We start from the raw sequence: 23,839 nt of genomic DNA on the forward strand, positions 1-23,839 counted from the left end.
GCCCGCGAGCTTGGCTCGCGGGCTCCGTGCTGCCGGGAGGGCCCCGATCATTCGTCGAGAAACGAGCGCAACGGCTCCGAACGCGACGGATGGCGCAACTTGCGCAGCGCCTTGGCCTCGATCTGACGGATACGCTCGCGGGTGACATCGAACTGCTTGCCGACCTCCTCGAGGGTATGGTCGGTGTTCATGTCGATACCGAAGCGCATGCGCAGCACCTTGGCCTCGCGCGCCGTCAGGCCGCCCAGCACGTTGCGGGTGGCTTCGATCAGGCCCTCGCCGGTGGCCATGTCGATCGGCAGCAACATGGTGCCGTCCTCGATGAAGTCGCCGAGGTGCGAGTCGTCGTCGTCGCCGATCGGCGTCTCCATCGAGATCGGCTCCTTGGCGATCTTGAGCACCTTGCGAACCTTGTCCTCGGGCATCTCGAGACGCTCGCCGAGCTCTTCCGGGGTCGGCTCGCGGCCCATCTCCTGAAGCATCTGCCGCGACACGCGGTTGAGCTTGTTGATGGTCTCGATCATGTGCACCGGGATCCGGATGGTCCGCGCCTGGTCGGCGATCGAGCGGGTGATCGCCTGGCGAATCCACCAGGTGGCGTAGGTCGAGAACTTGTAGCCACGCCGGTACTCGAACTTGTCCACCGCCTTCATCAGGCCGATGTTGCCTTCCTGAATCAGGTCGAGGAACTGCAGGCCGCGATTGGTGTACTTCTTGGCGATCGAGATCACCAGACGCAGGTTGGCCTCGACCATTTCCTTCTTGGCCCGGCGCGCCTTGGCCTCGCCGATCGACAGCCGACGATTGACCTCCTTGATCTCGCCCACCGGCAACTGGATCAGCTCTTCCTCGAAGGCGATCTTGCGTTGAGCGCGCTGGATGTCGCCGCGGAACGCCTGAAGCTTGTCGGCGTACCTGGGATTGCCGCCCAGGAAATCGTCCAGCCACTGGCTGTTGGACTCGTTGCCCGGGAAGCTCTTGATGAAGGTCTTGCGCGGCACCTTGCCCTTCTTGACGCAGACCTGAAGAATCATCTTCTCCTGGTCGCGAATCTGCTCGACGCTGATCCGCACCTGGTTGACCAGACGCTCGAAATGCTTGGGCACCAGCTTGATCGGCGAGAAGAGTTCGGCGAGGCGTGCCTGTTCGGCGACCGTCTCGGCGGCACCGGAGCCGTGCTTGGCCAGTGCCGCCTTGGCGGCCGCGTTCTGCTCGCGAATCTGCTCGAAGCGTGCGCGTGCCTCCTCGGGATCCGGGCCACCGCTGCTCTCCTCCTCCTCGGCCTCGGTGTCATCGTCGTCGTCGCCATCGCTCTCGGCATCGTCGTCGCTGGGCACTTCTTCGGGCACTTCCGCCTCGGCAACACCGGGAATCCCCTCGTCGGGGTCGATGAAGCCGGAGAACAGATCGGAAAGCCGTCCGGGCTGCTCTTCGTCCTGGGTGGCATCGTAGGCCTCGAGGATCGATTCCACGGCACCGGGCAGATAGGCCAGCGCGGACATCACCTCGCGGGTGCCCTCCTCGATGCGCTTGGCGATCTCGATCTCGCCTTCGCGAGTCAACAGCCCGACGGTGCCCATCTCGCGCATGTACATGCGCACCGGATCCGTGGTCCGACCGACATCGCTCTCCACCGCGGCCAACGCGGCGACCGCCTCTTCGGCGGCCGATTCGTCGGTCGAATGATCGGACATCATCAGCGCGTCTTCATCGGGCGCCTCTTCAACGACGTTGATCCCCATGTCGTTGATCATGCCGATGATGTCTTCCACTTGATCCGGGTCGGCGATATCCTCGGGAAGGTGGTCGTTGACCTCGGCATAGGTCAGGAAGCCCTGTTCCTTGCCGCGCGCGATCAACTCCTTCAGACGTGACTGCTGCGCATTTCCAGCCATAGATACCCTATATCGACGAAGAAGAATGAAGCACCTGAACGATGAGGCGGAGAAAAACTAAGTTAGCCCGCTAGTATAGCGGATCAGATCAATAATCCGCCAGTCTCTTCTATTTGCGCCGCAATTCAGGTGTGTTAGTTTGTCGGGTTACGCTCGTTTTCTACTTAGCCCTTTAGATAAGGGCGTCTCGCGTTATTTCAACCCCGCCACGATCCTGTTCGGGCGGCGGCTATCGCTTGACGATCTGGAACAGCTCCATGAGCCGCTGACGCTCCTCGCTCGATAGCCGCTCACCGTCACGCTGCCTGGCGAGCAGGTCGTTGATTTCCGTTTCCGGCGCCTCGACCGAGTTCCGGCGACGAAAGTGCTCGATCAGCCCATCGAGCTCGGCGGCCCTGGCCGCACGCGGGATCAACAGCTCGCGGCGCGCCAGGACCTGCAGCCGCTGGCCTTCGGCGGTGCCATGAAAATGCGCCAGCAGCACCTGCGGGCTGCGATAGCGCCCGGCCCGCAACAGCCGGACGACCTCGCGACACAGCACGCCGTCACTGTCATTATCGGCACACCAGTCGAGATCTGCAGGCAGACACTCGACCAGCGCCGGCTCGTGCACCAGCAACTGTAGCGTACGCGCCATCAGTCCCAGCGACCCCGTCGGCGCCGCGGCCCGCTCGCTCCGAGCCGAGCCGCCCCGGGCGGAGGTCTCCGTTTCCGCAGGCGCCTGCGGCTCGGCCCCACGCTCGCCGGGCTCGAGCAGCGCCTCGAAGCGCGACGAATCGATTCCGGTGCGTGTCGCCAGCTCGCTCAACAACAGCGACTTGAGCACCCCTTCGGGCAGACGCTTCAAGGCTTTGAGCACACCACTGGCAAAGCGTTCCCGATCCTCGATTCTTTGCAGGTCGCGCCCTTCGGCGGCCTGCTCGAAGAGGAACTCCGACAGCGGGCTGGCACATGTGATGCGATCGTTGAACGCCTCGGCACCCTCGCGCCGCACCAGCGTGTCCGGATCCTCGCCCTCGGGCAGGAACAGAAACCGCGCCTGGCGACCGTCGATCATCTGCGGCAGCACGTTGTCCAGCGCCCGCCGCGCCGCCTGCCGCCCGGCATTGTCGCCGTCGAAGCAGAACACCACCTCGCCGACCAGACGGAACAACCGCTGCAGGTGCTCCTCGCTGGTCGAGGTGCCCAGCGTCGCCACGGCGTTGCGAATGCCGAACTGGGCCAGCGCCACGACATCCATGTAACCCTCGACGATCACCAGCCGCTCGAGCTGGCGATTGGCCTGGCGCGCCTCGAACAGCCCATAGAGCTCGCGCCCCTTGTGGAACACCGGCGTTTCCGGGGAGTTCAGATACTTGGGCTTGGCGTCCCCCAGCACGCGTCCGCCGAAGCCGATGGTGCGGCCCTTCCAGTCGCGTATCGGGAACATCACCCGGTCGCGGAAACGATCGTAGCTGCGCCCCGAGTCCTCGCGGCTTACCAGCAGCCCGTACTCCACCTGCACCGCCTCGCCGACCCCGCGTTCGCTCAGGTGACGCTTGAGCGCCTCCCAGTTGTCGGGGGCATAGCCGATCGCGAAATCGCGCACCACCTCGGACGACAGGCCACGATTGTCGAGGTAGGCCCGCGCCGCCTTCCCTTCGCTCATCGCCAGGCGCTCGCGGAAGAAGCTCGCCGACAGCTCGAGCAGGTTGACGCCTTCCTGACGCTTTTTCTCGCGGGCCTTTGCATGCGGATCGTCGGCGCCTTCCCGCGGCACCTCGAGCCCCTGGCGCGCGGCCAGCTGCTCCACCGCCTCGGGGAAGCGCAGGTTGTCGTACTCCATCAGAAAGCGTAGCGCGTTGCCGTGGGCCCCGCAGCCGAAGCAGTGATAGAACTGCTTGTCCTGGCTGACGGTGAACGACGGCGACTTCTCCTGATGAAAGGGGCACAGCCCCGCATAGTTGCGCCCGGCTTTCTTGAGCGTCACGCGTTCGCCGACGACCTCGACCACGTCGGCGCGGGCGAGCAGGTCATCGATGAAACGCTGAGGAATCTGACCGGCCATGCGAGGACTCTCGATGAAGGCCGTCTAGTGAAGGCCATCGGCAATGAAGGCTGTCGCCGTCGGGCGCCACAAAAACAAACGGCCACCGGATGGCGGCCGCTTGGCGTCCCTCTGAGGCAGACGACGTCCGCCTCCAGTACGTATCAGTACAGCCGTTCGAAACGCTTGCGCTCACGCTGCAACTTCTTGGCGTGACGCTTCACGGCCGCCGCTGCCTTGCGCTTGCGTACTGCGGTCGGCTTTTCATAGCTCTCGCGACGACGCACTTCGGAGAGCACGCCGGCTTTTTCGCAGGACCGCTTGAAGCGACGCAGGGCGACGTCGAACGGCTCGTTATCACGTACTTTGACAGAAGGCATTAAGCACTCACCTACCTTGAAATCATGAGTTCGGTTTTGAACGTGCGCTCGATCCGACCGTCGCATCCCGCCGCTCACAGGGAAACGAACCATCCGGCGATCGGGGAAGACGTTCAGCTCGGGTATTGGGCGCACGACCCAGTCTTGCAGAGTCGGGTATTCTAGTCGCTGCCCACGAGCTTTGCAAACATCGCCGACGGCGCCCCTGCCGCCGATGGGGCAAAGCCGGTAGAATGGCCGTTTTCCTCCCGCCAGCGACGAGTCACACCATGCGCATCCTGGGGATCGAGACCTCCTGCGACGAGACCGGCGTCGCCCTCTACGACACCGAGCGCGGCCTGCTGGCCGACGCCCTCTACAGCCAGGTCGCCATGCACGCCGACTATGGCGGCGTGGTCCCCGAGCTGGCCTCGCGGGATCACACCCGCAAGCTGCTGCCGTTGATCCAGCAGGTGCTCGACAGCGCCGCGCTGGTGCGCGGCGACCTCGACGGCATCGCCTATACCGCCGGACCGGGGCTGGTCGGCGCACTGATGGTGGGTGCCAGTACCGCCCACGGCCTGGCCCGGGCGCTGGGCATCCCGGTACTCGGCGTGCACCACATGGAAGGCCATCTGCTCGCGCCGATGCTCGAGGACGAGGCCCCCGCCTTCCCGTTCGTCGCGCTACTGGTCTCCGGCGGCCATACCCAGCTGGTCGAAGTACGCGGCCTCGGGGAGTACCGGCTGCTCGGCGAGTCGGTCGACGACGCCGCCGGCGAAGCCTTCGACAAGGCCGCCAAGATGCTCGGGCTGCCCTACCCCGGCGGCCCGCAGGTGGCGAAGCTCGCCGAGGCGGGCGACCCGGCGCGCTTTCGCTTCCCCCGGCCGATGACCGACCGTCCGGGGCTCGATTTCAGTTTCTCGGGACTCAAGACCCATACCCTGACCACCGCCAATGCCTTGCGCGACGCCGGGGAACTCGACGACAGGGGGCGCGCCGACATAGCCCGGGCCTTCGAGGAGGCGGTGGTCGATACGCTGGTGATCAAGTGCCGCCGCGCGCTCGACCAGACCGGCCTGAAGCGGCTGGTGGTGGCCGGCGGGGTGAGCGCCAACCGGCGGCTGCGCGAACGCCTGGGCATCGAGGTCGGCAAGCGCCGGGCACACGCCTACTATCCGCGCGGGCGTTTCTGCACCGACAACGGCGCGATGATCGCCTATGTGGGAGCACAACGTCTGCTCGCCGGCGAGCGCGACGGCGAGGCCATGCGCGCGGTCCCCCGCTGGCCGTTGGCCGAATTGACGCCGCCCGTCGCCAGCGAGTGAAGCGTCCGGAATCGGTGCCGTCTACTCGCCGGGCGAATCGCCGGTAAGGCGCCGGATATGCCAGACGTGGCGCACCAGCACCAGCAGGGCGAAGGCGATCACCACCGCCACGTAATCCCGCGCCAGCCACACGCTCGCCAGCGGCGCCAGCAGCGCCGCACCCAACGAAGCCACGGCGGCGGTACGCACCCGCCAGGCGAGCAGGACCCAGCACGCGGCGCACAACAGCGCCACGTAGGGCGTCAGCACCAGCAACACCCCGAAGGCACTGGCCACCGCCCTGCCGCCGCGCAGCCGATGGCACAGCGGGTAACTGTGCCCCAGCAGCACGCCGAGCCCGACCATGCCCTGGGCCCAGGGCGGCAGGTCGCCGGCGCGAGCCAGCCACAGCACCGGCATGCCCTTGGCAGCGTCGACACTCAACGTCGCCAGCGCCAGGCGCGGCCCGTAGAGGCGCAACACGTTGGAGAAGCCGGGGTTGCGAGAGCCCCGCCAGCGCGGGTCGGCCACTCCGGCCAGGCGACAAATCCAGACCGCGCCCAGCAGGCCGCCGCACAGATAGCCGAGCGCGATCAGCGCGGCGAGTTCGACAGCATCGTTGGGGGGCATGGCGGCTTCCGTAAAATCGCTCGCGGCAATCCCGGGATTCTGCCACTTTGCTGACGTACAATCGAAGCCCGACTACCAGCGAAGGACTATTTGATCGTGGATCGCGTGTTGATCGAAGGCCTGGCCGTGGAGACGGTGATCGGCGTCTACGCCTGGGAGCGCAGCATTCGCCAGCGCCTGTCGCTCGACCTGGAACTGGCCACCGACATCCGTCCGGCGGCGGCCGGCGACGACCTGGGCCATACCCTGGACTATGCCGCCATCAGCGCGCGCATCGGCGAGTTCGCCGCGCACAGCCACTTCCAACTGGTGGAAACCTTCGCCGAGCATCTCGCCGCCTTGCTGCGCGAGGAGTTCGCCATCGCCTGGCTGCGCCTGACCGTGCGCAAGCCGGGCGCGGTGGCCGAGGCCAGCACGGTCGGCGTACGCATCGAGCGCGGGGAGGCGCCATGACCCGGGTGGTGGTCAGCATCGGCAGCAACATCGAGCGCGAACACCACGTGCGCCGCTGCCTCGATGCTCTCGACGCCGACTTCACGGCGCTGCGCATCTCGCGGGTCTTCGAGAGCGAACCGGTGGGCTTCGAGGATGGCCGCAACTTCTACAATCTGGTCGCCGCCTTCGACAGCCAGGCGTCGGTGGGCGAATTGCAGGCCTGGTGCAAACGCCTGGAGTTCGCCCATGGCCGCCGCGCCAACAGCCCCAAGTTCAGCCCGCGCCGGCTCGATATCGACCTGCTCACGATCGGCGAACTGACCGGGCGCATCGACGGCGTCGAGCTGCCGCGCGACGAGATCATCGCCAATGCCTTCGTGCTTCAGCCGCTCGCCGAGCTGCTGCCCGACGCGCGCCATCCGCTCGCCAAGCGGCGCTACGCCGACCTGTGGGCGGCCTTCGAGCCCGGCGCGCAGCGCCTGTGGCCGGTGAATTTCGTCTGGCGGGGGCGGCTGATCTCGCAGGCCGATTGAGGCCGGCAGCCGCTCAAGCCAGCGCCTCGCCGATCGCCGCCTGGCGGCGCCGGGCCAGTTCGGCCCCCAGCTCGCCACCGCGAAAACCCGCGTCGAGCAATTCTCGTGGTTCGATCCGTGCCGCCGCGCGCCAGCCGCGCTCCAGCCGATCGGCCAGCGCCGGCGACTCGCGCCCGATCAGCGCCAGCAGAGCCGGCACCCGATCGCTGCGCCGCCAGCCATCGATGGCGTTGAGCCAGTCCAGCGCACGTCGCGCGTCCAGCGGTGCGTCGGCAAGCCACAGCGTCCGGCTCAACGCCACCTGGCGGGCCAGGTCGCGATAGGCATTGGGTACCTTGAGCCGGTCGTGCAGCGCGTCGCGCACGGGCTCGTCGAGGTGCTCGACCAGCCGCGCCCAGCGCCACTGGGCCATTGTCCAGGGCGGCGCCTCGGGCACCTGGGCGAGGCGCTCCAGGGCCTCATGCAGACGCGTTGCGTCGCCGGCCAGCTCGGGCATCAGGACGGCGAGCGCCGCGCAGTCACGCAGACAGCCGAAATAGGCCTGCGGCCGGGGCTCGCCGAGGGCCTTCTCGGTCTCGACCCAGATGCGCTCGGCGACCAGGTGCCCCAGCTCGCCGCTCTCGGCCAGCCACCGCATGAGCCCCTGTGTCTCGTCGGCGACGGCGAACCCCAGGCCGCGGTAGCGCGCCAGGAAACGCGCGGTACGCAGCACCCGTAAAGGGTCCTCGACGAAGGCCGGCGAAACGTGGCGCAGAAGCCGCGCCTCGAGGTCGCGCTGACCGCCGAACGGATCGACCAGCGTACCGTCGGGGGCTTCGGCCATGGCATTGATGGTCAGGTCGCGGCGCTCGAGATCCTCCTCGAGGGTCACCTCGGGGCTGGCGTGGACGACGAATCCGGTATAGCCGTGCCCCGCCTTGCGCTCGGTGCGCGCCAGGGCATATTCCTCGTGGCTCTCGGGATGCAGAAAGACCGGGAAATCGCGCCCCACCGGCTTGAAACCGCGCTCGAGCATGGCCTCGGGGGTGGCGCCGACCACCACCCAGTCCTGATCGACCACCGGCCAGCCCAGCCGCGCGTCGCGCACCGCGCCGCCGACCCGGTAGACCGCCAACCCCGCGGTGTGACGATCGCCGCTCATCGCTCGACGCGGTGCGGATGCCTGGCCTGCCAGTCGACGAAGCCGCCGTCCAGGCTGTAGACCCGCGTGAAGCCCTGACCGACCAGCCATTCGGCAGCCTGCTGACTGGAATGGCCGTGATAGCAGACCACCACCATCGGCTGGTCGCTGGGCGCCTGGTCGACCAGATCGCCGACCGTGGCATTGTCGACATGGCGGCTGCCGGGGATGTGCCCGCGGGAGAAGCTCAGCGGATCGCGGATATCCACCAGCGTCAGCGGCTGGTCGCCGTCCAGCCAGCGCTCGAGGGTGGCGTGATCGAGATGATCGAAAGTGGTCTGGCTCATGCGCTCTCCATGGGCTTTCGCTGCAATAATTGACGCGTTCGCGGGCGTCTCGTCGCTCAATCGCGCGAGCGGCAGGGCTCGCTGATCCGCCGGCCGCTGTCGAGATCGAGCGCGGTCAGGCTGTTGCCCCACACGCAGCCGGTGTCCAGCGCTTCGGCCCGCAGTTCGGCGCCGGGCGTGCGGCCCTCGAGTGCCGCCCAGTGGCCGAACAGCACCCGCGGGTCGTCGTCGCGCGGGTAGCGGAACCACGGCTCGAAGCCTTCGGGGGCGCTGTCCAGGCCCTCCTTGGCGGCGAAGTCGAGGGTGCCGTCGGCGGCGATGAAACGCATCCGGGTGAACGCGTTGACGATCATGCGCAGCCGGTCGATGCCCTCGAGCGCGTCGTCCCAGCGCGCCGGTGCATTGCCGTACATTCGCTCGAGAAACGCCCCGGCCCGCTCGCCGGCCAGGCAGGCCTCGGCCTCGGCGGCAAGCGCCCGGGCCTGGTCCAGCGACCACTGGGGCAGCAGCCCGGCGTGCACCATCAGCGTACGCTCGGGGCTGGCGCTGCCATCGTCGACCAGCAGCGGCTGACACTGCAGCCAGTCGAGCAGCGCCTCGCGGTCGGGTGCGGCGAGGATCGCCTCGAGCGTGTCGGAACGCTTCAGGGAGCCACCGCCGCGCGCCACGCCGAGCAGATGCAGGTCGTGATTGCCCAGCACTACCCGGGCGGCATCGCCCAGCGCCTTGACCTCGCGCAGACAGGCCAGCGAGCCCGGGCCGCGATTGACCAGATCGCCGGCGAGCCACAGCCGGTCGCGGCGCGGATCGAACGCCAGACGCTCGAGCAGTGCCACGAATTCGGCGTGGCAACCCTGCAGATCTCCGATGGCGTAGGTAGTCATGGGCCTCCTGCTCGGCTCTGGCCATGGTAGCGATGGGTGAACGGCGCGACCCTGACGGGCCGCCAGGATGACGTCAATGCACCTGGTTGGGACCGGCCAGGCGGAACGGCGCTATGCTCACCTCGAAGGGGCGCTGCGCGGCGCTCTCGACACAGGTGTAGGCGCCCTCCATCACCCCGACCGGGCCATCGAGCACGGCACGGCTGGTATAGCGGAAACTCTGGCCGGGGCCGATCATCGGCTGCTTGCCGACCACGCCCTTGCCGCGCACCTCCTGCACCTTGCCGCTGCCCTGGGTGATCTTCCAGTAGCGGGCCAGCAGTTGCACCGCCTGCGGCGAATGGTTGTGCACGGTGATGGTGTAGCTGAACACGTAACGCTGTTCGGACGGCGACGACTCCTCGAGGCGATAGTGTGGCTCGACGTCGACGTGGATGGCCTCGCTCAGTTCATCGATCAAGGCGATTCTCCGGCCAGATGGTTGGCGATGGCGACCAGCTCGGCCACGCTCAGGGTCTGCGGACGCCGCGCCGGATCGATGCCCAGCGCTTCGAGCGCCTCGCCGGACAGCCGCGTCTTGAGGTTGTTGCGCAACGTCTTGCGGCGCTGGGCGAAGGCCTGCCGCACGACATCGGCGAACAGCGTCTCGTCGACGGCCGGCGAAGGCAACGCCTTGTGCGGCACCAGGCGGACGATCGCCGAGTCGACCTTGGGCCGCGGCACGAAGGCCTCCGGCGGCACCGTGAACAGCGCGTCGATGCGACAGTAGTACTGGGCCATCACCGATAGCCGCCCCCAGTCGGCGCCGCCCGGCTCGGCGGCGAGGCGCTCGACGACCTCCTTCTGCAGCATGAAGTGCATGTCGGCGATCGCTTCGCGGGCACCGAGCAGATGGAAGATCAGCGGCGTCGAGATATTGTAGGGCAGGTTGCCGACCACCCGCAGCGGCGCGCCCCCGCCCTTCAGCGCCGCGAAGTCGAGAGCCAGCGCATCGCCCTCGTGGATCACGAAACCGGGGTAGTTGAAGAATTGCACACGCAGCCCGGGAATCAAGTCGCGATCGAGCTCGACGACCTCCAGCGCGCCGTCGGCGGCCTCGAGCAGCGGCTCGGTCAGCGCGCCCTGCCCGGGGCCGATCTCGACCAGCCGCTCGCCGGAGCGCGGTGCGATGCTGCGCACGATGCGCATGATCACGCCCGGATCGCGCAGGAAGTTCTGACCGAAGCGCTTGCGCGCCCGGTGTTGCGGCGGCTCGGGACGCTGATCGCGGGTACCTGAAGACATGCGGCGGGGATTTCCTTGAATTGCGGTTCTCATCGGGCGGGCGGTTCGGCCAGCGCCATTTCGGCGGCGACCGTCAGCGCCACGCGCAAACTGCCGGCATCGATGCGCCCGCTGCCGGCCAGGTCCAGCGCCGTGCCGTGATCCACCGAGGTGCGCACGATCGGCAGCCCCAGGGTGATGTTGGCGGCCTGACCGAAGCCGGCGAACTTGAGTACCGGCAGGCCCTGGTCATGATACATCGCCAGTACCGCGTCGACGCCCTCGAGGCGATGCGGGGTGAACAGCGTATCGGCGGGCCACGGCCCCTCGACGTCGAGTCCCTCGCCACGCAGCCGTTCGAGGGTCGGGATGATGATGTCGAGCTCCTCGCGGCCCAGGTGCCCGTCCTCGCCGGCGTGCGGGTTCAGGCCGCACACCGCGATGCGCGGCCTGGCGATGCCGAAGTGACGACGCAGGTCGGCATCGAGGATGCCCAGCACCCGGCGCAGACCGCGCTCGCTGATGGCCTCGGCCACCGCCCTGAGCGGCAGGTGGGTGGTGGCCAGCGCGACCCGCAGCATCCCGCCGCCCAGGGCGCCGCCCAGCCGCGTGGCCAGCATCATCACCACCTCGTCGACGCCGCAGGCATCTCGCAGGTATTCGGTATGCCCGGTGAAACCCACGTGGCCGGCCTCGATGATCACGCCCTTGTGCAATGGCGCGGTGACCATCGCCTGGGCCCGGCCATCGCGACAGGCGGCGACCGCCCGGTCGAGCAGCTCGAGCACGTAATCGCCGTTGGCGGGATCCAGCACGCCGGGGGTGACCGGCGCGCGCAACGCGACCGGCCACACCGGCAATACGCCACGTCGCGGCGGCGGGACGCTGGCCTGGACCGCCAACGGCTCGACATCCACCGCCAGACCGAGCTGGCGGGCCCGCGAGGCGAGCAGCCCGGGGTCGCCGATCGCCACCAGCCGGCCGGCGGGAAGCCCGCCCTCGGCCGCCAGCATCAGCGCCAGATCGGGGCCGATGCCGGCCGGCTCGCCGGTGGTCAGGGCGAGCAGCGGCTCACTCATCGCCGGAGGGACTCAACCGTTCTTCGACGTAGGCTTCGGCACGGATCTGCTGCATCCAGGCTTCCAGCTCGTCATTGACCTTGCGCTGGAACAGCGTGTCGCGGATCTGGCTGCGCTGCGCCTCGCCGGTCACGTCGCGCTGGCGGCGCTCCTCGACCTGGATCAGGTGATAGCCATAACGCGTCTGCACCGGCTGGCTTATCTCGCCCACCGCCAGCTGGCCGGCGGCGTTCTCGAAGGCCGGCACCATCTGCCCGGGGCGCACCCACCCCAGGTCGCCGCCGTTGAGCGCGCTGCCGCGGTCGTCGCTGACCTGCTGGGCGACGCTGGCGAAGTCCTCGCCGTCGACGATGCGCTGACGGGTGCGCTCGGCGAGCGCGCGGGCCTGGTCGCCGTCGCGATTGGGATTGGTCTCGATCAGAATATGACGGATCTTCTGCTCCTCGACCACCGCCTGCTGTTGCTGGCCGGCACCCTGGCGATCGAGCAGCTTGACCAGGTGGAAACCGCTGGGACTGCGCAGCGGCTCGCTGACCTCGCCGACACCGAGCTGCGGCACCACATCGGCGAAGAGGCTGGGCAGCTCGGCACCGCTGCGCCAGCCCAGGTTGCCACCCTCGAGGGCATTGTTGCCATCGGACTCGGCCGCCGCCACGCTGGCGAAATCGGCGCCGTCCTGGAGCTGGCTCTGAATGGCCTGGACGCGCTGCTGGGCGCTGCGCACCTGCTCCGGCGAGGGCGACTGCGGCAACGCAACGAGGATGTGGCCGAGCTGGTAGCGCGCGTTACGATCGCCGCCCTGCTGGGCCAGGTAACGGTCGACTTCCTGGTCGGAGACATTGACCCGGCTGGCGACGCGACGCTGTTGCAGCTGGCGAATCAGCATCTCGCGGCGAATCTGCTCGCGCACCACCGCCAGCGACAGGCCCTGGCTTTCGAGGGTGTCGGCGAATTGCTCGAGACTCATGCCGTTGTTCTCGGCCACCGAACGCACCGCCCGGTTGAGTTCGGTATCGTCGACCGTGAGGTTGGCTTCCTCGGCCATCTGCAGCTGGATCTGCTCGCCGATCATGCGGTCGAGCACCTGCTGGCTAAGCGCCTGCTCGGAGGGCATGGAGATATTGCGGCTGGCCAGCTGGCTGCGGGCCTGGGCAACCCGGTCGCGCAATTCGCTGGCCATGATGGCGTCGTCGTTGACCACGGCGACGATACGGTCGAGCGGTTGCTCGGCGGCCGGCGCCAGCGCGGGAAAAGCCAGCACCAGCGCCAGGCTCAGCGATGCAAACAGACGTCTGCGCATGAAAACCTCTTCTTTCAGAACGGGGTCGGTTGATAGCCGGGGATAGACTCGGCGAAGACTTCGTCGGTTCCCTGACCGACGCCGCCCAGGCCCTTGAAGACGAAGCGCAGGAATAGCCCGCGATCGGTGTAGTCGTCATCGATGGTGTTGGCGGTGTCGTTGTCCTCGATCCACTCGCGCCAGGCGACCTGGACGCCATAGCAGCAGTCGTTCCACTGGATGCCGGCGAGCTTGTCGAGCGCCCGGTCGTTGGTGTTGTCGTAGGTGAAACGGCCGATCAGGTCCCAGCGGGCGCCGACCTTGTAGGCGAACGAAGCATCGAACTCCTCGCGGTTGTAGCCCAGCCGATCCTCCGCATCCCCGGAGGGGTCGAAGCCCTCGAGTTCCCAGCGATAGCCGAGATTGAGCGCGTGCCCCTCGGGGTGACGATAGCGCAGGTAGGTCGCGGTACGCTCGGTGACCTCGCGGTGTTCATCATAGAGCCACTCGTAACGCGTGCTCCAGCGATCGGTGATCTGCCAGTCGAGCTGGGTGGCGATCGGCGAGCGGTCGCGGGTGGCATCGTACCAGTCCTGGTAGTTGCTTTCGCGATCGGGCAGCGCCAGGTCGCCCTCCATGCCGATCACCCGATCCTCGAGATAGGCGCTCTGGCCGACCGCCAGCGAAAGCCGCTGACGGCCGCTGTCGTCCTCGAGAAAGCGCGTGCTGACGCCGTAGGAGATCTTGTTGACGTCGCCCACCCGGTCGCCGCCGGAGAAACGGTAAGGCGTCCACAGCTGGTCATAGGAAAACGCCCGCTCATCGGTGTCGAAGTCGGGGAAGTCGCTCTGGTCGCGTTCCGGCGCGTAGGCGTAATACAGCCGCGGCTCCAGCGTCTGGCGCCAGGCCTCGTCGAACAGCGACAGGTCGCGCTCGAAGATCAGCCCGCTGTCCACCGAGCCGACCGGCACGGTGCGCGACAGGCTCTCTTCGCGATCGGTGTCGCGGTTACCGTAGTCGAGCTGGTACTGGGTATGCAGCAGTTCGAAGCGCGGCTCGAGATAGCCCCAGCCCGGGTCGTAGCGCCAGCCGACGGCCGGCGCCAGGTGCACCCGCGAGCCGGTCGCCGATTCGCGCAGCGGCACCTCGGTTTCGTCGACATCGCGCCAGAAGTAGGTCGCGTTGGAGCGCCACTGCTGGTAGAGGCCATTGTCCTGCGACCAGCGGGCGTTGGCGGTCAGGCTGGGCAGCCGGTAGAACGGCTTGTCGCGATCTTCCAGCGGGTAGTCGAGCTTCTGGTAGCCCTGGGCCTTGGCCTCGAGCTGCCAGGTCTCGCCGCTGTAGTCGAGCTCGGCAAGGCGTGACAGGTAGTCGGTCTCGCTCTCGGCGAAGTCGCGGCCGAAGTCGTCGAAGTAGCGGCCATCGCTGGCGGCACCGTAGCGCAGGTTGTAGCGCAGCCGCGGGTCGAAGCGCCCCTGATGGCGGTAATCGACGTACCAGCGATCCTCGCCCTCGAAGGCGTCGTCCTCGTCGTTGGGATTGGCGCTTTCGCCGCCGCGATCGCTGTCCAGGTAGGCGCCCTCGATCTGGCCCAGGTCCTCGCCGAACAGGTAGCGAAACTCGCCCCCCAGCAGCAGGCCGTGATTGCTCAGCCAGCGCGGCGTCAGCGTGGCATCGTAGTTCGGGGCCAGGTTGAAGTAGTAGGGCTGGGCGTAGTCGATGCCGTCGCCGGACACGCCGATGGTCGGCCACAGGAAGCCCGACTGGCGGCGATCGTCGATGGGGAAGCGCACCCATGGCCAGTAGAACACCGGCACCCGGCCGACCTCGAGCCGCGCATGCCTGGCGGTGCCATAGCCGGCCTCGCGATCGATGATCACGTCGTTGCCGACCACCCGCCACAGGCGGCTGTCGGGGGCACAGGTGGTGAAGCTGGCCTCGCTCAGCCGATAGCGGCCGTCCTCGAGCCGGGCCAGGGCAATGGCGTCGCCGCGCAGGCGCTGGTCATGCATCACGTAGTGGGCGTCTTCGACCTGGGCGGCGTCGCTGTCCAGCGAGAGCCGACCGCCACCGCCACGCACCAGCAGGCCCTGGTCGCGCAGGGTCAGCGGGCCCTCGGCGAAGGCCGTGTCGCGAGCCGCGTTGACGCGTACCCGGGGCGCCTCGAGCTGGCTGCTGCCGCGCCGCAACAGCACCTCGCCGCGCAGGATGGTGGCCCCCGCGTCGCCGTAGTCGGCCTCGTCGGAGGCCGAGCGCACCTCGCGCGGCGTGTCGCCGGGCGCCAGTCGATACTCGGGCATCACGTAGCGCCCGCGGCATACGGCATCGGACGGGGCGTCGTCGCCCCACGGCTGCCAGTCGAGTTGCGACGCCGGCAGTGTCTGCGGCGGGGCCGCATGAGCGCCGCCGGTGACCAGGCCGGCGAGGGCAGTCCACAACAATCGCTTGCCCATGGGTCCTCTGTCCTTGGCGATTGGAATCGGTATTATACAGCCCCGGTGCCGCACGTCCTCCTTCGACACCAAGGCGCCGGATCGGTGAGGCCAACTCGATGGTGAGGGGCTGGGAGGACCTCAGCATGCGGCGGCGAACCGACCCCGTCAACCAAGGAGGCCGCATGGCCGACGCGCGACAAACCGACCGCCTCGCCGCCCTGCGCCGCTGGGCCGGCGAACGCCACGCCGTCCCGGGCGAAAGGCTGCGAATCGAACTGGCCGCCGGCGACGCCAGCTTCCGCCGCTATTATCGGCTGTGGCTGGACGACGCGCACACGCGGATCATCATGGACGCGCCGCCCGACAAGGAGGACAGCCGGCCCTTCGTGGCCGTCGCCGAGGCCTGGCGCGAAGCCGGCCTGCCAGTGCCCGCACTGCATCACGCCGATCTCGACAACGGTTTTCTCGAGCTCGAGGATCTCGGCGACAGCCCGCTGCACCTCTGCCTGGCCGACGATGCCGGCGACGACGCCTATCGCGAGGCGCTCTCACTGCTCGCCGCGCTGCAACGTCGCGCGCCGCGCACGGGACTGCCGGCCTACGACGCCGCGCTGCTCGGTCGCGAGCTGGACCTGTTCCCCGACTGGTGCCTCGAGGGGCTGCTGGGCATCGCCCCGCCGTCCTGCTGGGCGAGTGCCCGCGCCCGGCTGATCGAGAGCGCGCTGGACCAGCCGCGGGTCGCCGTGCACCGCGATTTCGACGCCATGAACCTGATGCGCCACGACGCCCGGCTGTGGTTGATCGATTTCCAGGATGCCGTCGACGGTCCGCTCGGCTACGACCTGGTCTCGCTGCTGCGCGGACGCTACCGGCGCTTCGCCGAGGCCGATTACGCCGCGCTCATCGAGGCGTTCCGCCGCGAGGCGATCACCGATGGGCGGCTCGCGGAGGGCGTCGGCGCCACGACGTTCCGCTACCAGGCCGATCTGATGGCGGCGCAACGCTCGCTCAAGGTGCTGGGGATCTTCTGCCGGCTGACCCTGCGCGACGCCAGGAGCGGCTATCTCGAGCGCCTGCCGCTGTTCCTCGCCCACCTGCAGGACAGCCTGGCGCCGTGGCCGGCCTTCGGCGAGCTGAGCGCCTGGCTGGAGAGCGATTTCGCCCCGGCGCTGCAGCGCGAGCTGGTGCGGCAGGGTTTTCCGGAAGGAGAGCTTGCGCAATGAAGGCGATGATTCTCGCCGCCGGGCTCGGCACGCGCATGCGCCCGCTGACCGACCATTGCCCCAAGCCGCTGCTCGACGTCGCCGGCAAGCCGTTGATCGCCCACCACCTCGAGCGCCTCGCGGCGCTGGGCATCGACGAGGTGGTGATCAACGTCAGCTATCGTGCCACGCAGATCGTCGAGGCCCTGGGCGACGGTCGCGACTACGGCCTGACGATCCATTACAGCCACGAGGCCGAGCCGCTGGAAACCGGCGGCGGCATCCGCCAGGCGCTTGCGTTACTCGGCGAGGCGCCCTTTCTGCTGGTCAACGGCGATGTCTGGTGTGCCCTGGAAAGCGACTGGCTGGCACCGCTGGGCGACGACCTGGCGCGCCTGGTACTGGTCGACAACCCCGGGCACCACGCCGCCGGCGACTTTCACCTCGACAGCGCCGGGCGCATGCACGAAAACGGCGAGCCGCGCCTGACCTACGCCGGTATCGGTCTGATCGACCCGGCGCTGGTCGCCGGCGAGCCACCCGGCGCCTTCAAGCTCGCCCCGCTGCTGCGCGAGGCGATGGCCGCCGGGCGTGTCGCCGGGTGCCACCATCGCGGCCACTGGGTCGATGTCGGCACACCGGCGCGGCTGGCCGAGCTGGACCGCTGGCTGCGCCAGGACGACGCGCGACGCTGAGCCCGCGCCGGCCAGCTGGTATGCTGTGCCGACTCACACCCAGTCATCCCCATAACGAGGACACGCCCATCATGAAAGCCAGCGTCAAATGGACCGACGGTCGCCAGTTCGTCGCCGAGTCGGGCAGCGGTCACAGCGTGGTCATCGACGGCCCGCCGGATCACGGCGGCCGCAACACCGGACCGCGCCCCATGGAGATGCTGCTGATGGGGCTCGGTGCCTGCACCTCGTTCGACGTGCTGGAGATCCTCGAGAAGTCCCGCGCGCCGGTCAGCGACTGTGTCGCCGCGGTCGACGCCGAGCGCGCCGATGGCGTGCCCAGCGTGTTCACCAGGATTCACGTGCACTTCACGGTGAGCGGTCGCGGGCTCAAGGAAAAGCAGGTCCAGCGCGCCATCGAGCTGTCGGCGGAAAAATACTGCAGCGCCTCGATCATGCTCGCCCAGGGTGGCGTCGACATGACCCACTCCTACGAGATCGTCGATACCGGGCACGTCTAGGGTTACAGGGGCGGTGCATCGACGTGGCGCCACATGTACAAGGCGAGGTAGGAGCGGTACGGGGCAAAACGCGCCGCGGTGCGTACGGTCTTGCGGCGCGGGCTGGTCAGGCGAGTCAGGGTCTTGCGGGCGGCGACATCGCCGTCGGGCCAGACATCCTCGTCGCCGAAGTAGAAGATCGAGATCATGTCCGCCGTCCACTGACCGACACCCCATAGCGCGGTGAGATGGCGCGCCCGCTCGGCATGAGCGAGCGGGCGCAGCGCCTCGGCCTCCAGTCCACCGGCGCGGGCCTCGGCGGCGATGGCGCAGATCGCTCGGGTCTTGGCCGACGACAGGCCGCAGGCGCGGATCGCCTCGGAGTTGACCGCGTGGAAGAACTCGTGCATCGGCAGGTCGCCACGCGCCGACTCGAGGCGCGCCCAGATCGAGCGCGCCGCCTTGACCGAGAGCTGCTGGCCGGCCACCGAGCGGCACAGTCGCTCGGCCAGTGGCGCACCGATATCACCGTGCAGCGGAGCGACCGGGCCGCCACGCGCCATGGCATCGTGGAGCGTGGGACTGAGCCCCTCGGCGATGGCCAGAAAGCGGGCGTGGATCGCTTCGCTCATCGCTGCAGGGCGCTCAGAACCGATAGACGCTGCGGGTCATCACCTTCGACATCAGCGACATGCCCCACTTCACCGGCGCCGGGAATCGCGTGCCGCCGGCTTCGAGCGCCCAGCGCGCATGATGGGCCTCATCCTCGCGCATCTGCTCGAGCACCTGGCGGGAACGCCGGTCGCCGCGCGGCAGGTTCTCGAGGTGCGCATCAAGGTGCTTGCCGACCTGCTCCTCGGTGGCGTTGACGAAGCCCAGGCTGAGCCGATCACCGACCGCGCCGGCCAGCGCGCCCATGCCGAACGAGGCGGCGTAGAACAGCGGGTTGAGATAGCTGGTGCGCCCGTCGAGCTCGACCAGCCGCGCATCGCACCAGGCCAGGTGATCGATCTCCTCCTGCGCCGCCTGCTCCATCTGCACGCGGGTGTCGGCGAGCTTGGCGGTCAGCCCCTGGCCCTGGTAGAGCGCCTGGGCGCATACCTCCCCGGTGTGATTGATGCGCATCAGCCCGGCGGCGTGGCGACGTTCGAGTTCATCGAGCGACTCGTCGCGGGTGTCACCGGCGGGCGACGGCCGCGAGGGCTGCGCGGCGTGCGGCACCAGGGTGCGCAGCACGGTATCGAACTGATGGATCAGCTGATCGCTGCGTGTCAGCTTGCGATGCATGGCGGTTTCCTTGATCGAGAAGCCAGATAAGGGCGGTGCGGCGTTTCCAACGAGACGGGCCGCACGCGACGTACGGTCGTGAGCGGCCCGGTATGCCCCGTTGGAGACGCGCGCTCTGGAAGATCGCGACTCGTGCGCCGATCGCCGGCTACCCAGCCGGCCAGGTAAAGCGACGGCCGCCCAGCAGGTGCATGTGTATATGATAGACCGACTGGCCGCCATCTTCATTGCAGTTCATCACCACGCGATACCCGTCTTCGGCGAAGCCGAACTCGCGGGCCAGACTGGCGGCGGTGTACTGCAGCCGACCGACCACCTCGAGATCGCCCTCCTCGATGTCGTTCAGGGTGGCGATGTGCTTCTTGGGCACGATCAGAACGTGGCGCGGCGCCTGGGGGTTGATGTCATTGAAGGCCAGTACCTGGTCGTCCTCGTGGACCACGTCGGGCTCGATCTCGCGATTGATCATCTTGCAGAACAGGCAGTCCATATTGGCTCCTTGCAGTGATAACAGCTCGTCAACGAAAACGTCGCTGGGCCAGCAGGTGGCGCACCAGCGGCCCGAGGATCAGCTCCATCGCCAGCGACAGCCGCGCGCCGGGCACCACCAGGGTGTGCGGACGACTCATGAAGGAATCCTGGATCATCGCCAGCAGGTAGGGAAAATCCACCGTCGAGGGGTCGCGAAAGCGGATCACCACGAACGACTCCGCGTCGGTGGGGATATCCTGGATCTCGAACGGGTTGGAAGTATCCACCGTGGGTACACGCTGGAAATTGATGTGGGTGCGCGAGAATTGTGGCTGGATGTAGCGCACGTAATCGTGCATGCGCCCCAGGATGGTGTCGATCACCGCCTCCTGGGTATAGCCGCGCAGCTTGGTGTCGCGGTCGATCTTCTGGATCCACTCGAGGTTCATGGTCGGCGCCACGCCGACCAGCAGATCGACATGCCGGGCGATGTCGCAGTCGCCGGTGACCAAACCGCCGTGCAGCCCCTCGTAGAACAGCAGGTCGGTGCCGCACGGCAGGTCCTGCCATTCGGTGAAGGTGCCGACCTTGTAGCCGGCCTCGATCATGCGCTTGTCTTCGGCATGGATGTAATGCCGGTAGGTGCCGGTGCCCTGTTCGCCGTACTCCTGGAACAGCGCCTCGAGCCGGTCGAGCAGGTTGGCGCCCACCGCGAAGTGCGAGAGCTCGTCGGTGCGCTCGGGCTCCTCGCGGAAGATCCGCGTCAGCTCTTCCTTGGTGTAGCGGTGGAAGGCATCGCCATCGACGAAGGCGGCGTGGACATCCTCACGGGTGAACATGCGCTCGAAGGTGCGTCGCACGGTGGTGGTGCCGGCGGCGGACGAACCGGTCACCGCGACGATCGGGTATTCGCGGGACATCTCAGTCCGCTCCCATGGGCTTGGCGGCGGCCAGGGCCGCGTTGAAGTCCGCCGGGACCTCGACGGGGCGGCCCTGCTCGGGGTCGAGCAGTACCAGGGCGACGCGCGCCACGGCCACGCTGCGGGCGTCCGCGGGGCGCTGGAGCCGCTGATACACGGCCAGCGCCTTGCCCTCGGCGGGCAGGATGGCGGTTTCCACCTCCAGTTCGTCGCCCCAGCGCGACCCGCCGAGATACTCGATCGCCAGCTCGGCGACCACGCTGGGATACCCCGCGACGTCCCATTCGTGATGACCCAGTGCCTCGAAGGCCCGCACGCGGGCTTCGTGAAGCAGGCCGACGATGGCGTCGTGACCCAGATGGCGGCCGTAGTTGAGATCGCCGATGCGCACCGTCAGGGCGTGCCGATGCAGGCACCGGGCTTGCGGAAACTCGAGTCCGAGTCGTTGCATGGTCACTCCCTGTCAATGTGAGGCGCCGTGGCCTGCCGGATACCGGGTGTCAGGACTCCCGGGTGATCGCCCGATGGGCAATGTCGCGACGATAGAAGGCTTCGTCCCAGTGAATCGCGGCGACGCCTTCGTAGGCGCGGTCGCGGGCCCGCGAGACCCGCTCGCCCAGGGCGGTTACGCATAGCACGCGCCCACCGCTGGTGACGATCCGACCTTGGTCGTTTTCCGCCGTGCCGGCATGAAAGACCTTGCAGCCGACGGCTTCGGCGGCTTCCAGCCCGGCGATCGCATCACCCTTGCGATAGCTGTCCGGATAGCCGCTGGCGGCCATCACCACGCCCACCGCGGCACGCGTATCCCAGTCGCAGGTCTCGCCGTCCAGCCGGCCCTCGGCACCGGCCAGGCACAGCCTTACCAGATCGCTCTTGAGGCGCAGCAGGATCGGCTGCGTCTCGGGATCGCCGAAGCGACAGTTGTATTCGATCACCTTGGGCGCGCCCTGGGCATCGATCATCAGCCCGGCGTACAGAAAGCCGGTATAGGGATGGCCTTCGGCGGCCATGCCGCGCACCGTCGGCAGGATCACCTCGTCGATGACGCGCTGGTACACCGCCCGGGTGACCACCGGCGCCGGCGAGTAGGCGCCCATGCCGCCGGTGTTGGGGCCGGTATCGCCGTCGCCGGCCCGCTTGTGGTCCTGGCTGGTGGCCATCGGCAGCACGTGCTCGCCATCGACCATGACGATGAAGCTGGCCTCCTCGCCGTCGAGGAACTCCTCGATGACGACGCGCGCACCGGCATCACCGAAGGCATTGGCCTCAAGCATGTCACGGATCGCCGCCTCGGCCTCGGCGTCGCTCATGGCCACGATCACGCCCTTGCCGGCGGCCAGGCCGTCGGCCTTGATGACGATCGGTGCACCGCGCTCGGCCAGATAGGCCAGCGCCGGCTCCACGGCGGTAAAGGTCGCGTACTCGGCACTGGGGATCGCATGGCGGGCCAGGAAGTCCTTGGTGAACGCCTTGGACCCCTCGAGCTGGGCCGCTGCCTGGGTCGGCCCGAAGATCGGCAGCCCGGCGGCGCGGAAGCGATCGACCACCCCGGCGACCAAGGGCGCCTCGGGGCCGACGATGGTCAGCCCGACCGACTGCTCGCGGGCGAAGGTCTCGAGTCCGTCCAGGTCGTCGGCGGCGATCGCCACGTTGGTCAGCTTGGACTCGCGCGCCGTACCGGCGTTGCCGGGTGCGACATAGACACTATCCACATAGGGGGACTGGGCGGCTTTCCAGGCCAGGGCGTGCTCGCGGCCGCCGCCGCCGATGATCAGAACCTTCATTGACTAACCTTGCTCGCGAGTGGGGGATCGATCCGCGGCATTATGTCAGAAAGCATGGCGTGCTGCCCGGCCGCGACGGGCTCACTCGTTCTCGTCGTCTTCGCGCTGATGCTGGGTGCGGTTCATCGTCTGCTGCCAGAAGCGCATGTTCTCCTCGGCCATCTCGCGCATCAGCTCCATCGGCGTATGCCGCATGGCCTGCTGCCACTGGTCCTTGAAGTGCTTCTGCTGCTCGAGCATCAACTGGGTGCCCTGCTCCAGGTAGCGCGCCAGCGGCAGCGGCTGCGACATGGCGTAGATGCGGATCATCTGGGTCAGCAGGTCGTTGGAGAATACCTCGGCACTGCTGTCGGCCTGCTCCTGCTCGATGATGATCGACAGCAGGATGGTCCGCGTCAGGTCCTCGCCGCTCTTGGCGTCCTCGACACGGAACGGCTCGTCGTCGAGAATCAGGCGCCGCAGATCCTCGAGCGTCACGTAACGACTCTGCTGGGTGTCGTAGAGTCGGCGGTTGGCATATTTACGTATCACTCGCACGGCGCTGTTCCTCACGTTGATCGGTATCGATGCATTGTGCACCGCACCCCTTTTCTTGCAAACCAAAGCTTGCAAACCACTGTCAGTCGCGGCGGCCTCGGCTATCATGGCCGTCCCGTGCCCGGAGCGCCCATGAACCTGATCCTGCTCGACCCCGCCGATCTGGATGCCGGCGGCCAGGCCCGCGTCGCCGACCCGCGCCGCCTGCGCCATCTGCGCGAAGTACACCGTGCCACCCCCGGCGACAGCCTGACGGTGGGTATCCGCGATGGCCGCTGGGGCACGGCGCGGCTGGCGACGCTGGACGATCGAGCCGCGCTGTTCACCGAGCTCGACCTCGATCAGCCGCCCCCGGCGCCGCTGCCGGTGCACCTGGTGCTCGCCCTGCCACGCCCGCGCATGCTGGCCAGGACGCTGGAACATGTCACCGCCCTGGGGGTCAAGCGGATCACCCTGCTGCACACGCGACGCGTCGAGAAGAGCTACTGGCAGTCCCCCGAGCTGGCACCGGCTAAGATCCACGATCATCTGGTGCTGGGGCTCGAACAGGCCCGCGACACGGTGCTGCCGACGGTCGCCTGCGAGACCCGCTTCAAGCCGTTCGTCGAGGACCGTCTACCGGGCCTGCTGGCCGGCAAGCAGGGGCTGCTCGCCCATCCGGGCATGGCCGAGGCCTGCCCGCGCGGCATCGATCGGCCCAGCGTGCTGCTGGTCGGCCCCGAAGGGGGGTTCGTCGCCTACGAGGTGGAGTGCCTGCTCGCCGCGGGCTGTCGTGGCATCCACCTCGGCGAGCGCATCCTGCGCGTCGAGACGGCGGTCACCGCCCTGCTGGCGCGGCTTTTCTAAACCGCTTCGAGCATTGCCGACCG

The 23,839-nt window shown here is 68.1% G+C and carries 26 protein-coding genes; 7 read left to right on the forward strand and 19 right to left on the reverse strand.

From position 1 onward, the window contains the following. Window positions 1–47: 47 nt before the first annotated feature. From rpoD to rpsU, 3 genes are all read right to left on the reverse strand, one after another. Window positions 48–1,895 (reverse strand): RNA polymerase sigma factor RpoD, encoded by a 1,848-nt coding sequence (rpoD, locus tag HR9077_RS06320; protein WP_136066179.1) that lies wholly within the window; start codon window positions 1,893–1,895, stop codon window positions 48–50. 229 nt (window positions 1,896–2,124) lie between these two features. Beyond that, window positions 2,125–3,942: a DNA primase gene (dnaG, locus tag HR9077_RS06325; RefSeq protein ID WP_136066180.1), complete on the reverse strand. Its 1,818-nt coding sequence runs from the start codon at window positions 3,940–3,942 to the stop codon at window positions 2,125–2,127. 143 nt (window positions 3,943–4,085) lie between these two features. Further along, window positions 4,086–4,301 carry a 30S ribosomal protein S21 gene (gene rpsU / locus HR9077_RS06330; RefSeq protein WP_031382407.1) on the reverse strand — a complete coding sequence of 72 codons (216 nt, stop codon included), beginning with the start codon at window positions 4,299–4,301 and terminating at the stop codon, window positions 4,086–4,088. Window positions 4,302–4,570: 269 nt separating this feature from the next. Here rpsU and tsaD point away from each other — a divergent pair, with 269 nt between their 5' ends. Then, window positions 4,571–5,608 carry a tRNA (adenosine(37)-N6)-threonylcarbamoyltransferase complex transferase subunit TsaD gene (tsaD, locus tag HR9077_RS06335; RefSeq protein ID WP_136066181.1) on the forward strand — a complete coding sequence of 346 codons (1,038 nt, stop codon included), beginning with the start codon at window positions 4,571–4,573 and terminating at the stop codon, window positions 5,606–5,608. 21 nt (window positions 5,609–5,629) lie between these two features. Here tsaD and HR9077_RS06340 read toward each other — a convergent pair whose 3' ends face one another. Continuing rightward, window positions 5,630–6,217, reverse strand: coding sequence for a glycerol-3-phosphate acyltransferase (locus HR9077_RS06340; RefSeq protein ID WP_136066182.1), 588 nt, complete (start codon window positions 6,215–6,217; stop codon window positions 5,630–5,632). Between the two features lie 96 nt (window positions 6,218–6,313). Here HR9077_RS06340 and folB point away from each other — a divergent pair, with 96 nt between their 5' ends. Further along, window positions 6,314–6,670, forward strand: a complete 357-nt coding sequence (gene folB, locus HR9077_RS06345) for a dihydroneopterin aldolase (RefSeq protein ID WP_136066183.1) — start codon at window positions 6,314–6,316, stop codon at window positions 6,668–6,670. Then, window positions 6,667–7,185: a 2-amino-4-hydroxy-6-hydroxymethyldihydropteridine diphosphokinase gene (gene folK, locus HR9077_RS06350; RefSeq protein ID WP_136066184.1), complete on the forward strand. Its 519-nt coding sequence runs from the start codon at window positions 6,667–6,669 to the stop codon at window positions 7,183–7,185. The genes folB and folK overlap by 4 nt, the downstream gene beginning before the upstream one ends. Before the next feature lie 13 nt (window positions 7,186–7,198). Here the strand turns inward: folK and HR9077_RS06355 are convergent, their stop codons facing one another. The 8 genes from HR9077_RS06355 to HR9077_RS06390 form a co-directional block, all read right to left on the reverse strand. Next, complete coding sequence (locus HR9077_RS06355) at window positions 7,199–8,326, reverse strand: polynucleotide adenylyltransferase (protein WP_280178414.1); 1,128 nt, start codon at window positions 8,324–8,326, stop codon at window positions 7,199–7,201. Next, on the reverse strand, window positions 8,323–8,652 hold the full coding sequence (gene glpE / locus HR9077_RS06360) for a thiosulfate sulfurtransferase GlpE (RefSeq protein ID WP_136066185.1): 330 nt from the start codon (window positions 8,650–8,652) through the stop codon (window positions 8,323–8,325). Before glpE ends, HR9077_RS06355 begins: the two co-directional genes overlap by 4 nt. 56 nt (window positions 8,653–8,708) lie before the next feature. Beyond that, complete coding sequence (locus HR9077_RS06365) at window positions 8,709–9,536, reverse strand: symmetrical bis(5'-nucleosyl)-tetraphosphatase (RefSeq protein ID WP_136066186.1); 828 nt, start codon at window positions 9,534–9,536, stop codon at window positions 8,709–8,711. Between the two features lie 73 nt (window positions 9,537–9,609). Then, entirely contained in the window at window positions 9,610–9,993 is a 384-nt protein-coding gene (gene apaG / locus HR9077_RS06370; RefSeq protein ID WP_136066399.1) for a Co2+/Mg2+ efflux protein ApaG, read from the reverse strand. After that, window positions 9,993–10,820 (reverse strand): 16S rRNA (adenine(1518)-N(6)/adenine(1519)-N(6))-dimethyltransferase RsmA, encoded by an 828-nt coding sequence (rsmA, locus tag HR9077_RS06375; RefSeq protein WP_136066187.1) that lies wholly within the window; start codon window positions 10,818–10,820, stop codon window positions 9,993–9,995. The genes apaG and rsmA overlap by 1 nt, the downstream gene beginning before the upstream one ends. A 29-nt stretch (window positions 10,821–10,849) precedes the next feature. Continuing rightward, complete coding sequence (gene pdxA / locus HR9077_RS06380) at window positions 10,850–11,878, reverse strand: 4-hydroxythreonine-4-phosphate dehydrogenase PdxA (protein WP_136066188.1); 1,029 nt, start codon at window positions 11,876–11,878, stop codon at window positions 10,850–10,852. Continuing rightward, entirely contained in the window at window positions 11,871–13,178 is a 1,308-nt protein-coding gene (locus tag HR9077_RS06385) for a peptidylprolyl isomerase (RefSeq protein ID WP_136066189.1), read from the reverse strand. Before HR9077_RS06385 ends, pdxA begins: the two co-directional genes overlap by 8 nt. A gap of 14 nt (window positions 13,179–13,192) precedes the next feature. Further along, on the reverse strand, window positions 13,193–15,610 hold the full coding sequence (locus HR9077_RS06390) for an LPS-assembly protein LptD (RefSeq protein WP_136066190.1): 2,418 nt from the start codon (window positions 15,608–15,610) through the stop codon (window positions 13,193–13,195). 164 nt (window positions 15,611–15,774) lie between these two features. Between HR9077_RS06390 and HR9077_RS06395 the strand changes: the two genes are divergently transcribed. The 3 genes from HR9077_RS06395 to HR9077_RS06405 all read left to right on the forward strand — a co-directional run bounded on the left by HR9077_RS06395 (window position 15,775) and on the right by HR9077_RS06405 (window position 17,989). Next, window positions 15,775–16,815: an aminoglycoside phosphotransferase family protein gene (locus HR9077_RS06395; RefSeq protein WP_136066191.1), complete on the forward strand. Its 1,041-nt coding sequence runs from the start codon at window positions 15,775–15,777 to the stop codon at window positions 16,813–16,815. Continuing rightward, window positions 16,812–17,489, forward strand: a complete 678-nt coding sequence (gene murU, locus HR9077_RS06400; protein WP_136066192.1) for an N-acetylmuramate alpha-1-phosphate uridylyltransferase MurU — start codon at window positions 16,812–16,814, stop codon at window positions 17,487–17,489. Before HR9077_RS06395 ends, murU begins: the two co-directional genes overlap by 4 nt. 71 nt (window positions 17,490–17,560) lie before the next feature. Continuing rightward, window positions 17,561–17,989: an OsmC family protein gene (locus tag HR9077_RS06405; RefSeq protein WP_136066193.1), complete on the forward strand. Its 429-nt coding sequence runs from the start codon at window positions 17,561–17,563 to the stop codon at window positions 17,987–17,989. Window positions 17,990–17,991: 2 nt separating this feature from the next. On the opposite strand, the gene HR9077_RS06410 is transcribed toward HR9077_RS06405, so the two are convergent. The 7 genes from HR9077_RS06410 to phaR all read right to left on the reverse strand — a co-directional run bounded on the left by HR9077_RS06410 (window position 17,992) and on the right by phaR (window position 22,970). Continuing rightward, entirely contained in the window at window positions 17,992–18,600 is a 609-nt protein-coding gene (locus HR9077_RS06410; protein ID WP_136066194.1) for a DNA-3-methyladenine glycosylase family protein, read from the reverse strand. Between the two features lie 13 nt (window positions 18,601–18,613). Further along, complete coding sequence (coq7, locus tag HR9077_RS06415) at window positions 18,614–19,255, reverse strand: 2-polyprenyl-3-methyl-6-methoxy-1,4-benzoquinone monooxygenase (RefSeq protein ID WP_136066195.1); 642 nt, start codon at window positions 19,253–19,255, stop codon at window positions 18,614–18,616. A 148-nt stretch (window positions 19,256–19,403) separates the two neighbouring features. Next, a complete protein-coding gene (locus HR9077_RS06420) occupies window positions 19,404–19,745 on the reverse strand; it encodes a histidine triad nucleotide-binding protein (RefSeq protein ID WP_136066196.1) in 342 nt (113 codons plus the stop codon). 28 nt (window positions 19,746–19,773) lie between these two features. After that, window positions 19,774–20,646, reverse strand: a complete 873-nt coding sequence (locus tag HR9077_RS06425) for a phosphoribulokinase (RefSeq protein WP_136066197.1) — start codon at window positions 20,644–20,646, stop codon at window positions 19,774–19,776. 1 nt (window position 20,647) lies between these two features. Then, window positions 20,648–21,097 carry an acyl-CoA thioesterase gene (locus HR9077_RS06430; RefSeq protein ID WP_136066198.1) on the reverse strand — a complete coding sequence of 150 codons (450 nt, stop codon included), beginning with the start codon at window positions 21,095–21,097 and terminating at the stop codon, window positions 20,648–20,650. A 49-nt stretch (window positions 21,098–21,146) separates the two neighbouring features. Continuing rightward, window positions 21,147–22,433: a phosphoribosylamine--glycine ligase gene (gene purD, locus HR9077_RS06435; RefSeq protein WP_136066199.1), complete on the reverse strand. Its 1,287-nt coding sequence runs from the start codon at window positions 22,431–22,433 to the stop codon at window positions 21,147–21,149. Window positions 22,434–22,514: 81 nt separating this feature from the next. Next, window positions 22,515–22,970: a polyhydroxyalkanoate synthesis repressor PhaR gene (phaR, locus tag HR9077_RS06440; RefSeq protein WP_136066200.1), complete on the reverse strand. Its 456-nt coding sequence runs from the start codon at window positions 22,968–22,970 to the stop codon at window positions 22,515–22,517. Window positions 22,971–23,102: 132 nt separating this feature from the next. Here phaR and HR9077_RS06445 point away from each other — a divergent pair, with 132 nt between their 5' ends. Beyond that, the gene (locus HR9077_RS06445) at window positions 23,103–23,816 is read left to right on the forward strand and encodes a 16S rRNA (uracil(1498)-N(3))-methyltransferase (protein WP_136066201.1); all 714 of its coding nucleotides are present in this window, start codon (window positions 23,103–23,105) and stop codon (window positions 23,814–23,816) included. Window positions 23,817–23,839: the final 23 nt, after the last annotated feature.

This window comes from Modicisalibacter radicis, assembly GCF_900961225.1.
In the GTDB taxonomy this organism is placed as follows: Bacteria; Pseudomonadota; Gammaproteobacteria; order Pseudomonadales; family Halomonadaceae; genus Modicisalibacter.

Bases quoted from the DNA above. Each gene is read 5' to 3' on its own strand.
- rpoD (WP_136066179.1), bottom strand. From the start codon at position 1,895: ATGGCTGGAAATGCGCAGCAGTCACGTCTGAAGGAGTTGATCGCGCGC.
- dnaG (WP_136066180.1), bottom strand. From the start codon at position 3,942: ATGGCCGGTCAGATTCCTCAGCGTTTCATCGATGACCTGCTCGCCCGC.
- rpsU (WP_031382407.1), bottom strand. From the start codon at position 4,301: ATGCCTTCTGTCAAAGTACGTGATAACGAGCCGTTCGACGTCGCCCTG.
- tsaD (WP_136066181.1), top strand. From the start codon at position 4,571: ATGCGCATCCTGGGGATCGAGACCTCCTGCGACGAGACCGGCGTCGCC.
- HR9077_RS06340 (WP_136066182.1), bottom strand. From the start codon at position 6,217: ATGCCCCCCAACGATGCTGTCGAACTCGCCGCGCTGATCGCGCTCGGC.
- folK (WP_136066184.1), top strand. From the start codon at position 6,667: ATGACCCGGGTGGTGGTCAGCATCGGCAGCAACATCGAGCGCGAACAC.
- HR9077_RS06355 (WP_280178414.1), bottom strand. From the start codon at position 8,326: ATGAGCGGCGATCGTCACACCGCGGGGTTGGCGGTCTACCGGGTCGGC.
- glpE (WP_136066185.1), bottom strand. From the start codon at position 8,652: ATGAGCCAGACCACTTTCGATCATCTCGATCACGCCACCCTCGAGCGC.
- HR9077_RS06365 (WP_136066186.1), bottom strand. From the start codon at position 9,536: ATGACTACCTACGCCATCGGAGATCTGCAGGGTTGCCACGCCGAATTC.
- rsmA (WP_136066187.1), bottom strand. From the start codon at position 10,820: ATGTCTTCAGGTACCCGCGATCAGCGTCCCGAGCCGCCGCAACACCGG.
- pdxA (WP_136066188.1), bottom strand. From the start codon at position 11,878: ATGAGTGAGCCGCTGCTCGCCCTGACCACCGGCGAGCCGGCCGGCATC.
- HR9077_RS06385 (WP_136066189.1), bottom strand. From the start codon at position 13,178: ATGCGCAGACGTCTGTTTGCATCGCTGAGCCTGGCGCTGGTGCTGGCT.
- HR9077_RS06390 (WP_136066190.1), bottom strand. From the start codon at position 15,610: ATGGGCAAGCGATTGTTGTGGACTGCCCTCGCCGGCCTGGTCACCGGC.
- HR9077_RS06395 (WP_136066191.1), top strand. From the start codon at position 15,775: ATGGCCGACGCGCGACAAACCGACCGCCTCGCCGCCCTGCGCCGCTGG.
- murU (WP_136066192.1), top strand. From the start codon at position 16,812: ATGAAGGCGATGATTCTCGCCGCCGGGCTCGGCACGCGCATGCGCCCG.
- HR9077_RS06405 (WP_136066193.1), top strand. From the start codon at position 17,561: ATGAAAGCCAGCGTCAAATGGACCGACGGTCGCCAGTTCGTCGCCGAG.
- HR9077_RS06410 (WP_136066194.1), bottom strand. From the start codon at position 18,600: ATGAGCGAAGCGATCCACGCCCGCTTTCTGGCCATCGCCGAGGGGCTC.
- coq7 (WP_136066195.1), bottom strand. From the start codon at position 19,255: ATGCATCGCAAGCTGACACGCAGCGATCAGCTGATCCATCAGTTCGAT.
- HR9077_RS06420 (WP_136066196.1), bottom strand. From the start codon at position 19,745: ATGGACTGCCTGTTCTGCAAGATGATCAATCGCGAGATCGAGCCCGAC.
- HR9077_RS06425 (WP_136066197.1), bottom strand. From the start codon at position 20,646: ATGTCCCGCGAATACCCGATCGTCGCGGTGACCGGTTCGTCCGCCGCC.
- HR9077_RS06430 (WP_136066198.1), bottom strand. From the start codon at position 21,097: ATGCAACGACTCGGACTCGAGTTTCCGCAAGCCCGGTGCCTGCATCGG.
- purD (WP_136066199.1), bottom strand. From the start codon at position 22,433: ATGAAGGTTCTGATCATCGGCGGCGGCGGCCGCGAGCACGCCCTGGCC.
- HR9077_RS06445 (WP_136066201.1), top strand. From the start codon at position 23,103: ATGAACCTGATCCTGCTCGACCCCGCCGATCTGGATGCCGGCGGCCAG.